Raw genomic sequence first — 12,903 nt, 5'->3', positions numbered from 1 at the left:
TTGCTTCAGAACCAAATCACTTATACAATACATTCATATGCTTGGTTTTGAGCTGAAAAGCTTTTTATCAGTATATTTTTTTCATCCTTAGTGTTTAAATTCCTGTATTCTAAAATACAGGAGTTTTTTCGTATATATGGTAAAATATTAAAAATATACACCTATTTCACATTTACTTGAAATAAATTATTATATTTACTAAATAATATTGGCTTATATATACTAGGATGAAAATGTATGTTAAATTTGATTTCAATGCTCTTTGTAAAAAGGTATTGGACGAGAAACTTAAAGAACACGGGCTGAAGTACAGATTACTGAACTTCGGTGAAGTGGAATTCTATGAGCCCCTTACACAAGAACAGCACAATCTTTTTAAGAAAAATCTTGAAGATTATGGTATCGAGATCATAGAAAGCCAAAAAAGTGCACTGGTACAGAAAATAAAAGATGCTATTGTAGAGCTCGTGTTTTCGGATGAAATTATACCGGTAAAAGCCTCCATCTATATTTCTGAGAAGCTGAATCACAGCTATGGTTATCTTTCCAATCTTTTTTCAGAAGTTGCTTTTACCTCTATTGAGAATTTTATTATTCTGCAAAAGATTGAGCATGCAAAAGCCTTGATCATAAGAAACAAACAAAGCCTTACAGAAATTGCCCATAAGCTGAACTATTCCAGTGTGGCGCATTTAAGCACCCAGTTCAAAAATACAACAGGAATCACTCCATCCCAGTTTCAAAAAATTATTGGCAAACGAAGAAGAGTACAAAGCACTGTAATAAACCATAAAATGCAGTATGAATAAAGAATTTCTGAACGTAATAGTAGCAGATAACGATGAAAACACTTTGATTTTTTTTAAAAATATTCTGAAGGAGTTGAAGATCTCTATAAAAGTTCAATGTTTCAGTAACGGGAACAGCCTGATGGAATACCTGAATAATGATGATGCTGTAATTCCGGAACTTGTTTTTATAAATTATATGATTCCCGGAAAAGAGAGTATGGAATGCCTGGAAGATATTGGTTCGAATTCAAAATTTAACAATATGGTGACGGCCATTTTTTCTGACCCTATTCCGGAAAATGAAGTAGAAGATATTTTTGTGAAAGGTGCGCATATTTTTATGAAAAAACCTGACTGTTTTGAGAAGCTCAGAAAGGTACTTACGGAAGTTATTACCATCAACTGGCAGTATCACACTTCGGGTTTGAATAAAGATAATTTAATTCTGAAAGTATGATGAATAAAGGATTTATTAATTTAATATTAATAATTTAAAAATCGTATTTATTGCATACTATTCACAAATAGGTGAAAATTTTATAACTAATCATTAAAATAATATAAAAGGCATCTGAATTAATATACGGACATTTGTAAAAGTAAACTCAGACACAAATTTATTATATAGTACAAGATACAGATGAATGATAAGTAATTGTTTCTAAAAATAAAAAAATTATATAAATCACGATGTTAGTTAAACAAAATGGATTATACTAATTTTCCAATTATAAAGCACAGAAGATCTTTAAACAAAACGGTACAATCATGAAAACTCAATAAGTAGTTGGAGATATTTTTATTCGTTTCATTCCCTCATCTCCACCGAAACACAGTTAGTTTTTATAATAAGCAAGTTGGAAAAAATAATTCATTTTGTTTTTTATAATTTATTTTAATAGTTATGGTTTTAGCTCATTATTATATTGTTATATAAATATTTTCACACCACATCACAAAATATTAAGCCTGAACTATTAAAATAAATTTTTTTTGGACATACCAAAAGTAATTTCTTCTAAATAACAGTTTTATAAGGGGGCCGCAGGAAGTTTTTTTCTGCGGTTTTTTTATGATATTTTGCTCCACTTATTTTTTCCTTTGTAGTATCTGATATAATAATTTTTGATGATCAGATTGTCGGGTCTTAATAGCATAGGATCAGCTTCCAGTATTCTTTCTACCGTATTTTTTGTTGTTTTGATGATCGCAGAATCATTAATGAGATCCAGTCTCTTAAAATCTACCACACCACTTTGCTGGGTTCCCAGTATATCTCCGGGACCGCGAAGCTGCATATCTACCTCAGAAATTTTAAAACCATCATTGGTTTCAGTCATTGTTTTAATACGTGTTCGGCTTTCTTTTGATAATTTATCGGAAGTCATCAGGATACAGTAACTTTGTTCAGCACCTCTTCCTACACGTCCTCTGAGCTGGTGAAGCTGTGATAGTCCGAACCTTTCAGAACTTTCAATCACCATTACCGAAGCATTCGGAACGTTTACCCCAACTTCAATTACTGTGGTTGCAACCATTATTTCAGCTTTTCCTGAAGCAAAATAAGCCATGGCAGCATCTTTTTCATCCGGTTTCATTTTCCCATGAAGCATTGTCACATTGTATTCGGAGAAAAAATCCATCACATGCTCCAAACCTTCCATAAGGTTTTTATAATCCAGGGTTTCTGATTCTTCGATGAGAGGATATACGAAATAAACCTGTCTTCCTTTTTTTATTTCATCTTTACAAAAGTTATAGACATACAGTCTGTCTTTTTCCCGGCGGTGCGCTGTGATAATAGGTTTTCTTCCCACTGGCATCTCGTCAATCACGGAAACATCCAGATCAGAATAAAAACTCATGGCCAGAGTTCTTGGAATTGGTGTGGCGGTCATTACCAGAATGTGTGGCGGAATCTTATTTTTAGCCCAGAGTTTAGCCCTTTGAGCAACCCCGAATCTATGCTGCTCATCAATAATGGCTAATCCCAGATTTTTAAATTTAACCTTATCTTCTAAAACGGCATGAGTTCCTACCAAAATAGAAAGAGTCCCATTTTCCAGTTCTTCATGGATAATTCTTCTTTCTGCTGCTTTGGTAGAACCTGTGAGAAGGCGGATATTGATTCCTGTTTTTTCCAACAGTTCTTTAATACCATTGTAATGCTGTTGGGCCAGAATTTCAGTAGGAGCCATCAGGCAGCTCTGAAACCCATTGTCCATTGCGATAAGCATGGTAAGAAGGGCAACCATTGTTTTTCCTGATCCTACATCTCCCTGTAAAAGCCTGTTCATCTGAATCGGCCTTTTCATGTCCATTCTTATTTCCTTTAAAACCCTTTTCTGTGCATTGGTAAGCTCAAAAGGAAGATGGTTTTCATAAAAATCATTGAAGTGATCTCCAATAATCGGGAAAGGATTACCCTGGGATTGTGTTTTATGATGAAGTTTCTTTAAGCCATATCCTAACTGAAAGAAAAACGATTCTTCAAATTTCAGTCTGTAATCTGCTTTATCAAAATGCTCCTGATCTTTTGGAAAATGTACATTCAGAAAAGCATGCTGCCTGGACATGAATTTAAAGGTTTTCATCAGATATTCCGGAAAATTTTCTTCAATAAGACTCGGAATCTCTCTGCAGATATTTCTTAAAGCATTCTGGAAAAATCGTTGATTTAACCCTCTTTTGGTTAGTTTTTCAGAACTTGGATAAATAGGTTTAAGGCGGGTATCACCCTCTTTTTTTTCTTCCGCTTCAATTTCCGGATGCGGCATAGAAAACTGGCGGTTGAAAACATTGATCTTTCCGAAGATATAAACTTCCCTGTTGATGGGAAGCTGTTCTTTCAACCACTTGGAATATTGAAACCAAACCAGATCTATACTACCTGTTTCATCATTGAACTTTGCAGATAATCGCTTGGTTTTACCTGTCTGAATTTCCTGTGCCTGAGTAATTCTTCCCTTCAGCTGTATTTCCTGACTGGTCTCGTCTCTAAGCTGAGAAACAGTATAGATTTTACTTTTGTCCAGATAACGGATAGGGTAGAAATTCAACATATCTTCCACAGTAGATAAGCCCAACACACTTTTGATGAGTTTAGCTCTTTCCGGACCTATTCCTTTTACATATTCTATGGAGGTTTCGAGATTCATTTTCAGGTTTCAGGATACTGTTTTTCGAACTTTTTGATTCTTATTTCGGATGATAAAAAATAAAGGTTCGAATTTCGGTAAAATAAAAAAGACTTCCAAAAAATTGGAAGCCTCTATAGTGAATTTTTAGCATTGAAACACAAAATCCTGTTTCAAAGTTCTGAATTAATCTTTTATTTTAGATTTGAATTTTTTCTGGTAATCCTCCCATTGTTCTCTGGTTTTAATCTTTTTAAACAAATCTTTGGAGATCAGTTCCAGATAAGGTTCCAGTTCTTTGGCAGACAATTCTCCCTGAAGAATGGTGATGGGATCGCCATGCTCGTCCAGAAATACCGTACTTGGAACAGCCCCTACATTCATATACTGGGTAAACTCATGAAGAGAATTTTTTCCCTTTTTATGTTCAGAATTAGGATTTGAAAAGGTTCTTCCAAAGATTTCAATGCTCTTTTTTTCTTCTGCATTAAACTTTACAGGATAATAATTCTCATTTAATATCTGAGCCAGTACAGGGTGGCCGTATGTTTTTTTATCCATGATTTTACACGGACCACACCAGTCTGCGTAGAAATCAATTAATATTTTTTTGGGACTTTCCTTTTGGGCTTTTAAAGCTTCTTCAATGGTCATCCACTTTACTTGTGCAAAACTAAAATTTAATAAAAATAAGAGTGTTATGCTTAAAATTTTCTTCATATTGTGATATTTGGATAAAAATAAGCATAATTACTTATTTTTTATTTTACATCTTGCATTAATTTTTTCACGTACGGAGATATCAAAATTAATACCACTCCGGCAATTACCGCATATAATCCTAATTGTTTATATCCATCAGTATAAGTGATCAATTCATCATAGTTGGTAGAACCTTCTTTGGCTGTGGCAAGACTGGCCCCAATAATTCCTGCAACATACTGCCCATACGCTGATGCAAGAAACCACATTCCCATCATCATTCCCTGAAGATTCTTGGTAGAAAGCTTGGTCATGATGGATAAACCGATAGGAGAAAGGCATAATTCCCCAAGGGTAATAATAAGCAATGCAAGTGTGAAGAAGTTCAGTGAAGTGATTCCCTGAAGGTCTGCGAAGAGGCGCGTTGCAAATAAAACATAATATCCTAATCCTAAGAAAATAAATCCTAATCCGAATTTGATAATCGTGTTGGGTTCAATTTTTCTTTTGTTCAGCCAGATCCATAGAAGTCCGATCAATGGGGCAAGGAAAATAATGAAGAAAGCTCCTCCTGAGTTATTCACTCCATTTGGGTCTAATCCAAAAAGATCTTTATTCAGATTTTTAGCTGCGAAAATACTTAAAGAACCTCCGCTTTGCTCATAGATTCCCCAGAAGATAATGGAGAATATAATGAAAACCAAAGCTGCCCAAAGTTTTTTGCGTTCAGAAGCTGTTACTTTAGACATTTCATAGAACAGATAGATTAAAGTTAAAGGCCCGATGGTCCACATAAAATAATCTGTATACTCTGTCTTGGCTACCATGGTCATGATGATGGGTACAAAAACCAATGACAAAACATATACTCCGTATTCTTTCCATTTTGGAATTGGAGCTGTTTTTACCTCTGCTAAAGGATGTCCCGGCTGTAAACCGATAGTCCCTAATGTTCTTTGTGTAAATACAAAATTGATCAAGCTTACTACCATTACTATTGAAGCAAGACCAAAAGCAATATGCCACCTCATTTCTTCTGCAATAATGTTGCTTAAGAATTCTCCTTTACCAATGGCAATACATAAATAACCGCCTAGCAATGCTCCAAGGTTAATTCCTGCGTAGAAAAGTGAGAAACCTGCATCTGCTCTTGAATCATTAGGCTTGTAAAGTTGTCCCACCATAGATGAAATATTTGGTTTGAAGAAACCTGTTCCTACCACGGTGAATGCTATTCCTAAGAAAAAGAATTTGTGGGGATCGGTAGCAAGAATTAAACTTCCTACGATCATCAGCAAACCGCCCCAGAACAAGGATTTTCGGAATCCTAAAATTTTATCAGCAAAAAGACCTCCCACAAAGGTAAAGGCATAAACAAAAGCCTGGGTGGCACCATATTGAAGGTTGGCTTCTTTTTCATGGAAATTAAGCTGTGAGATCATAAAGAAAACCAGCATTCCACGCATTCCGTAGAAACAGAAACGTTCCCACATTTCAGAGAAAAACAGGCTCCAGATTTGTCTGGGATACTTTCCTTTGAAATTTTGTATTTCATCTAAAGTTAAGCTCATAATGATATATGATTAAGTTCTAATTAAGGGTTTTTATCTTTCTGATCCAGTTCAAAACGGATTCTGTCCTGGTCAATAATTTGTTTTAATTCTTCTTCTTTTGGGAGGTACAGCAGGTATTTGCTGGCAAATAAATTATTTTTATCATTCAAAACGGAGTATTTTACAATGGTCTCATCTTTTTCTGAACATAATAAAATTCCGATGGTTGGGTTATCTCCTTCACCGCGTTTCAGATCATCATACATTCTTACATACATATCAATCTGTCCTATATCCTGATGAGAAAGTTCTCCTGTTTTTAAATCAATAATGACAAAGCATTTTAAGATGTAATTATAGAAGACAAGGTCTATATAAAAATCCGATGTATCTGTTGAAATATGTTGTTGTCTGGCTACAAAAGCGAATCCTTTCCCAAATTCAAGCAAAAACTTTTGAATATGGTCAATAATGGCTGTTTCAATTTCTTTTTCAGAAAATTGTTCATCAGCTTTTAATCCAAGAAACTCAAAAATATAAGGATCTTTTAAAACACTGTGAATAGTTTCCGGAGAAGATTTTTTATGTTCCAAAACCCTTTCGTAAGCAAGCGAATTGATTTGTCTTTTAAGATCTCTGTAATTCCAGTTATTTTGAACGGATTCATTGAGATAGTAATTCATTTTATCAGCATTGTCAAGCCTTATCAGTAATCTGTAATGGGTCCAGCTCAATTCGTGACGCAATGCGTCACATATTGGAAATGCATGATAAAAAGAGCGCATGTTTCTTAAGTTACTTTCATCAAATCCTTTTCCAAATTCTAAGGTAAGTTTCTGAGAAAGTTTTTTCAGCGTATATTTTCCGTATTCTGCGCGTTCTTTTCCCTGTTGTTCATCTTCAATAATCAATTTTCCAATCTGCCAGTAAGTGAGCAGTAGAGTAGAATTCGCTATACGAAACACTTTTTCGCGCGATTGTCTAATGATTTCCTTTACGGATTGGAATAAAGAATCTTCGGAAATTTCCATCATACGAAAATAAAAAAAACCTCTGACTTGGCAGAGGTTTTATGATATTTTGTTGATACATTAGTTTACACCATGCATCATTTTCTTTAAGATAGGTGAAATTAATCCTAAAATTACAGAAGCAATCCCACAAAGTACTACGAACACCATGAAGAATTCAAATAAGTTATGGATTTCAAATCCTACAAAAGTAGGGTTGTGTAATGGTAACTGAGCTTTATCGAAAGCAGCTACCTGATCCGCTGTAAGGGTCACTTTTTTATCTAAAACATCCTGCAGATTAACACCCATTTCTTCAGCTTTCTTGAATTTATCACCTGTTGCAGGGATAAGTGCTCCCAATGAACCGGCTAATGCATAACCAGCAGCGTTAGAAATAAAGAAAACACCATAAAGTAATGAAGCAAATCTTTTCGGAGCCAGTTTACCAACCAATGATAAACCAATCGGAGAAAGACAAAGCTCACCACATGTCTGGATGAAGTATAGTAACATTAACCATTTGATGGCTAATAAACCTGAGTTTCCAAGATCTTTTACATTGTGTGCAATGATGAAATAAGAAAGAGCAATCAAAGCTAATCCCATTGCCTGTTTGAACGGAGATACCGGCTCTTTTCCTTTAGCTCTTAACTTGTCCCAGATTAAACTGAAAGGAACTGCCAGAATAACAACGAAGATTCCGTTGAAGATCTGAACCATTGAAGGCGGCATATTCCATCCTAAAATGTTTCTGTCTGTTTGGTTATCTGCAATAAATGTTAATGAAGATCCTGCCTGTTCGAACGCAGCCCAGAAGAAAATAATAAAGAATGATACGATATAAATTACCCAGATTCTCTGTCTTTCAACCTTATTTTCAGCAGAAGACATAATTAAGAAGGCAAGAGAAATACCCGCTGAATAGATGAATGGGTAAATGATTCCTTTAATCAATTGCCCCATTTCTACAGAATTGAATCCAAACTCACCTACAAGAAGATATCTGAAAAGGAAGAATAAAACTACAAATATTCCACCAGTGATTCCTAAAGCCTGGCCAGAGAATTTAGCAGTCTGCGTTTCTCCTTCTTCAAAGTCAGCACTTGTATTATTTTTTGGTAATCCTCCGATAGGCCTTCCTTCCGGAGTTACTACATATTTGTTTTTAAGGATAAAGAATGTTACCGTTCCGATTACCATGGCAATAGAAGCTGCCAGGAATCCCCATTTGAATGCGAAGATATCTCTTACTCCGGTTGCAGCATCTTTTACGTCACCTACGTATGGACAGATAAACTGACCTAAGAACGCTCCGATGTTGATCCCCATGTAGAAAATAGTGAAGGCAGAATCCAGTTTAGATTTTTCCTGCTTTGGATAAAGGCTTCCCACCATTGAAGAAATATTTGGTTTGAAGAATCCGTTACCAAAAATGATCACGAATAATGCCAGCCACATAATGAGCTTGGCGCTTCCGATATCTGCTGAGAAGGTAGAGGCACTGATAAATAGCAAGAACTGGCCAATAGCCATTAATGATCCACCAATGATAATCGCGTATCTGTTTCCGATATATTTATCAGCAATAAATCCTCCCAAAAGAGGTGTTAAATAACATAAAGCTAGAAATCCACCATAGATGATCGCTGCATCAGCTTCTTTTATTAATAAGGAATTTACCATGAAGAGCGTCAAAAGAGCTCTCATTCCATAAAAGTTGAAACGCTCCCACATTTCTGTTCCGAAAAGAACCCATAATCCTTTAGGATGCCTGGAATTCTTATTCTCTACAAATTCATCCGGTTTCGGACTCAATGCTTCAATATTATCCATTTCTATTGTTAATTTTTGTTAAGACTGACAAATATAGTTTATTTTGGGTTTTTGGCAAGGTTTTAATTTTATTTTTAAATAAAAAAGCTGCGGGACTCTTCCGCAGCTTACTTTTCTTTATAATATTAAGGATTTTAATGCCCTTTTTCTGTCATAATTCTATTTAGCCTTTTTAACATAGAAAGACCTAAAAGTGTAGCAAATATTAACAAAGCGAAGTTTACAAGGAAATAATTCGTCTTGTTTTCATAGTTATACCATGTACTTGCCAGAATTCCGGAAAGCTTATTTCCCACAGAGTTGGCCAGGAAAAATCCTCCCATCATCAATGCTGTAATCCTTGCAGGAGAAAGTTTGGAAACAAAAGAAAGCCCCATTGGAGACAAACATAGTTCCCCGATGGTAATGACTCCGTAGCTGGCAACAAGCCATAACGGAGATACTTTTACTGATCCGTTGTCTCCGGCCATCACTGCTAGAACCATTACAAGACAAGAAAGTCCGGAAATAAATAATCCTAAAACAATCTTGGTAGGAGTTAAAGGTTCTTTTCCTTTTCTTCTTAATAATGCCCAGAATCCTACAATAACCGGGGTTAAAGCAATAACCCAGAATGGATTAATAGATTGGAATAATTCTGTATTGTATAAATATACTTTGTTTTCTGGGTTTTTCTCAAGTGCTGCACGTTGTTCAGGGGATATGTTCTTAAAATAAACATCTTTCCCCATTTCCTTTTTAGTCTCACCATTATCATCTTTTTGAGAACGGAACTGATTGTCATAAACCGGAACTTCTTTATCTTCATAGTTTTTCCCTTCCACCATATAAATTCCCTCCAATGGCTTTTCAAGAGAAGCCGGAACACTTCTGTCCGTGTAATAATTTGCCCATCTTGTCAATGCTGTACCGTTTTGTTTGAAAACCGCCCAGAAGAACATACTGATCAGGAATACAGAAAGTAATGCTCCGATAGAGGCTTTTTCATCAGGTTTAGCTTTAAAGTAAAGTGATGCATAGAAATAAATAACCGGTACACATGCAAAAATAAAGGCATCTGTACTGTCACTTCCGAAAATATTATCAGGAATAAACCAACCTATTGCTCCGGCAACGATAGCAGGAACAAATACTTTGATCAGAATCTCTGAAAGTTTTGTATCACCTTCCTGTACAGGTTTCATCTGTGCAGCATGAATGTAATGCTTTCTTCCGATGGTAAAAATAACCATTCCGATAAGCATTCCTACACCCGCAGTGATAAAAGCTTCACCCCAACCGAATTTATTACGCATGAAAGCGGCAATAATATTACAGATAAATGCCCCGATATTGATTCCCATATAGAAAATATTATACCCGGAGTCTTTATTCGCTTTATAAGGTTCTTCAGAGTAAAGATTTCCTAAGAGAGTTGAAATAGTAGGTTTAAAGAAACCATTTCCAATAATAATTAATGCCAGAGAGGTATAAAACAGGGGTAAATCTTTAAAAACTCCCATACCTATATATCCTGCAGCCATTAAAAAACCTCCAAGATAAATAGATTTAATATACCCTAACACTCTGTCTGCCAGGAATCCTCCAATAAAGGGAGTCAGATAAGTTAAAGCAATATAAGTTCCGAAAATGTCATCAGCAGTTTTATCCGGAAGTCCAAGTCCGCCTTTCATGCCCGTAGGCTCAATAACATATAGAACAAAGATTCCAAGAATCAGGTAATACCCGAAACGCTCCCACATTTCTGTAAAGAAGAGATAGGGTAGCCCTTTAGGATGTTTAGTCTTCATATAATCAATTTTCAAATTTCCCAAAAATAGCTTTTTAATTTTAATTGATAAAATAAATAATAGCTGCGTAAATGATTAATGAAATAAATAAGAAAAATGAATGTGCAGACAGGTTTTCTTTATTTAAAAACTTGTACATATTTCACAAATTAAAATACAATGAATAAACATAAAATATGCATATGTATTTCCTTTGTGAGTGATATTTGTTTTCTATTTTCGCCTATGTCAATAGTGACACGTAATTAAAAAAACATTTATTATGAAAAAGATCAATTTAAAAAAGATGAAAGGAAGTTTATCCCGAAATGAGTTGAAAACCATTAAAGGGGGATTAAGAGAGGAAGATCCTATTTCGGATGCAGGATGTGCATGTACCAATGCAGCATGTGCAAATACTCATAATGGGAATGGTGATTCGTATTGCAACGGTACTTTTTGTTGTGGGTAATTAAAGTAAATCTTTTAAAATGGCAACAGGAAACTGTTGCTATTTTTTTTAAAATACAAAAAGTTATAGTAAAATGACACGCAAAAGCTATACTGCTGTTATCAATTACCTGGATGATAATAAAATACATATTGATAAGGATGAGTTTGAACTTCAATTGGAAGGGCATCCCAATTTTCCAAGCCTTCTGGCATTTTCTGATGCTTTACATTTTTTCAATATTGAAAATTACAGTTACAGAATTGATAATGATGAAAAAGATATTTTACCTGAGGATTTTCTGGCTTTAGTAAAAGGAGAATTGGCAGTGGTGAATAATAAAGATAATAAAATAACAGTCAATGGTTCTCAAACGGAAGAATTTTTTTCGGAATGGGAAAATATAATACTTATTGTAGAAAAATCTGAGGAGCAGTCCTATACAAAATCAAAACTTGATTATGCATACCTTAACTGGGGAATTGTTGCACTGCTATTTCTGTTTCTTTTCGCATATGATGATTCCAATCTAATTTTGAAACTGATCTTTGCGGCTACAGGACTTATCGGATTCATATTTGCCCTTGAAGCTTATAAAAAGACACATGGTAAAGGAACATTCATACCGGTTGGAGTATGCAAAAGCAATTATCTGAATACGGATTGTGACCTGGTTTTTAATTCGAAAAAATGGAAGATTTTTAATAAAATAGATTTATCTGAGATTTCACTGCTGTTTTTTACCAGTCAGATCGTGTGTTTTATTTTATTGGGTTTGATAAAAAATATTGAATTCTTTTTTGAGATCTATCAATATGGATTATTTGCATTCATACCCGTTGCTTTCTTATCCTTATTCTATCAGGTATTTGTTGTTAAAAAGTATTGTCCTGTCTGCATGGTAATCATAGCCTCAGTATGTATTCAGCTGGTGGCTGCCAATCTTATCTCCTTTACCAGTAAAAAACCGGACATCAGTGCTGTTCTGTTTTTAATTGGGAGCTTGGGTTCACTCATTGTTTTGATGAATTTTAGGATAATAAATCAGAATGCACAGAAAGATGAAAATACGCTTAAAAGAAATTTAAAATTCAGAAGAAACTATCAGTTTTTCAAAAATAATTTGTCTTTACAGAAAAAAGTTGAGAATAAAGATTTTTCGAACGCTTTTGTGTTTGGAAATGAAAAAGCAAATCAAACTTTAACCTTTATTACCAATCCTTTTTGTAAACATTGCAAAGAATTTTATCCTGTTTTTCTAAAGCTGGTAAAAAAGTATTCTGATGAGTTAAGAATCAATATTTTCTTTGATATAGATCTTAGCAGGGATGATCTGGATAATAGAACGGTTCATGTGAATCTTACCAATATTTATATCAATAGCGAAAATAAAATAGAATTTCTGGAAGCGTTGAGCAGCTGGTATAATGTTCAGGGCTATAATGAAGACAAAAGTGGCTGGTATCAAAAGTATTCTAAATATTTTGGAAGTTCAGAAAATGCACTTGCCCTATTAAAAGGACACGAAAAATGGGTAAGTAGCAATGGGGTGCATTTTACACCCAATATCTTTATCAATGACACGGAATATCCGGTTCAGTATGAAAGAGCAGATCTGGAGTTCTTTATCCCGGAATTATTATCCGAAAATTAA

General features: G+C 34.7%; 10 protein-coding genes. 4 read left to right on the top strand and 6 right to left on the bottom strand.

Going from position 1 to position 12,903, the window contains the following annotated elements; all coding sequences use genetic code 11:
• Positions 1-227 precede the first annotated feature (227 nt).
• Both KBP46_RS10525 and KBP46_RS10520 read left to right on the top strand, forming a co-directional pair.
• Positions 228-809 (top strand): AraC family transcriptional regulator, encoded by a 582-nt coding sequence (locus KBP46_RS10525; RefSeq protein ID WP_062675498.1) that lies wholly within the window; start codon positions 228-230, stop codon positions 807-809.
• Positions 802-1,248, top strand: a complete 447-nt coding sequence (locus tag KBP46_RS10520; protein WP_062675497.1) for a response regulator — start codon at positions 802-804, stop codon at positions 1,246-1,248. Before KBP46_RS10525 ends, KBP46_RS10520 begins: the two co-directional genes overlap by 8 nt.
• Before the next feature lie 613 nt (positions 1,249-1,861).
• Here KBP46_RS10520 and recG read toward each other — a convergent pair.
• The 6 genes from recG to KBP46_RS10490 form a co-directional block, all read right to left on the bottom strand.
• Positions 1,862-3,949 carry an ATP-dependent DNA helicase RecG gene (gene recG / locus KBP46_RS10515; protein ID WP_216445336.1) on the bottom strand — a complete coding sequence of 696 codons (2,088 nt, stop codon included), beginning with the start codon at positions 3,947-3,949 and terminating at the stop codon, positions 1,862-1,864.
• 165 nt (positions 3,950-4,114) lie between these two features.
• On the bottom strand, positions 4,115-4,648 hold the full coding sequence (locus tag KBP46_RS10510; protein ID WP_062675495.1) for a thioredoxin family protein: 534 nt from the start codon (positions 4,646-4,648) through the stop codon (positions 4,115-4,117).
• 41 nt (positions 4,649-4,689) lie between these two features.
• A complete protein-coding gene (locus KBP46_RS10505; protein WP_062675494.1) occupies positions 4,690-6,201 on the bottom strand; it encodes a peptide MFS transporter in 1,512 nt (503 codons plus the stop codon).
• A 23-nt stretch (positions 6,202-6,224) separates the two neighbouring features.
• Positions 6,225-7,148 carry a YhcG family protein gene (locus tag KBP46_RS10500; protein WP_367397895.1) on the bottom strand — a complete coding sequence of 308 codons (924 nt, stop codon included), beginning with the start codon at positions 7,146-7,148 and terminating at the stop codon, positions 6,225-6,227.
• Between the two features lie 126 nt (positions 7,149-7,274).
• Positions 7,275-9,029 (bottom strand): peptide MFS transporter, encoded by a 1,755-nt coding sequence (locus KBP46_RS10495; RefSeq protein WP_216445334.1) that lies wholly within the window; start codon positions 9,027-9,029, stop codon positions 7,275-7,277.
• A 134-nt stretch (positions 9,030-9,163) separates the two neighbouring features.
• A complete protein-coding gene (locus KBP46_RS10490) occupies positions 9,164-10,819 on the bottom strand; it encodes a peptide MFS transporter (RefSeq protein WP_123278995.1) in 1,656 nt (551 codons plus the stop codon).
• A gap of 262 nt (positions 10,820-11,081) precedes the next feature.
• On the opposite strand from KBP46_RS10490, the gene KBP46_RS10485 reads away from it, so the two are divergent.
• Together KBP46_RS10485 and KBP46_RS10480 are read left to right on the top strand one after the other, a co-directional pair.
• Positions 11,082-11,270, top strand: coding sequence for a hypothetical protein (locus KBP46_RS10485; RefSeq protein WP_120233440.1), 189 nt, complete (start codon positions 11,082-11,084; stop codon positions 11,268-11,270).
• Positions 11,271-11,343: 73 nt separating this feature from the next.
• Complete coding sequence (locus tag KBP46_RS10480) at positions 11,344-12,903, top strand: vitamin K epoxide reductase family protein (protein ID WP_216445333.1); 1,560 nt, start codon at positions 11,344-11,346, stop codon at positions 12,901-12,903.

The organism is Chryseobacterium sp. PCH239 (genome assembly GCF_018924625.1).
GTDB lineage: Bacteria > Bacteroidota > Bacteroidia > Flavobacteriales > Weeksellaceae > Chryseobacterium > Chryseobacterium cucumeris.
Note: the sequence above shows the minus strand (reverse complement) of the source record. Positions and strands in the feature narration are given on the sequence as shown.

What these genes read in the sequence shown, in the direction of transcription:
- KBP46_RS10480 (WP_216445333.1), top strand. Translation starts at nt 11,344, where the DNA reads ATGACACGCAAAAGCTATACTGCTGTTATCAATTACCTGGATGATAAT.
- KBP46_RS10505 (WP_062675494.1), bottom strand. Translation starts at nt 6,201, where the DNA reads ATGAGCTTAACTTTAGATGAAATACAAAATTTCAAAGGAAAGTATCCC.
- KBP46_RS10495 (WP_216445334.1), bottom strand. Translation starts at nt 9,029, where the DNA reads ATGGATAATATTGAAGCATTGAGTCCGAAACCGGATGAATTTGTAGAG.
- KBP46_RS10510 (WP_062675495.1), bottom strand. Translation starts at nt 4,648, where the DNA reads ATGAAGAAAATTTTAAGCATAACACTCTTATTTTTATTAAATTTTAGT.
- KBP46_RS10485 (WP_120233440.1), top strand. Translation starts at nt 11,082, where the DNA reads ATGAAAAAGATCAATTTAAAAAAGATGAAAGGAAGTTTATCCCGAAAT.
- KBP46_RS10525 (WP_062675498.1), top strand. Translation starts at nt 228, where the DNA reads ATGAAAATGTATGTTAAATTTGATTTCAATGCTCTTTGTAAAAAGGTA.
- recG (WP_216445336.1), bottom strand. Translation starts at nt 3,949, where the DNA reads ATGAATCTCGAAACCTCCATAGAATATGTAAAAGGAATAGGTCCGGAA.
- KBP46_RS10490 (WP_123278995.1), bottom strand. Translation starts at nt 10,819, where the DNA reads ATGAAGACTAAACATCCTAAAGGGCTACCCTATCTCTTCTTTACAGAA.
- KBP46_RS10520 (WP_062675497.1), top strand. Translation starts at nt 802, where the DNA reads ATGAATAAAGAATTTCTGAACGTAATAGTAGCAGATAACGATGAAAAC.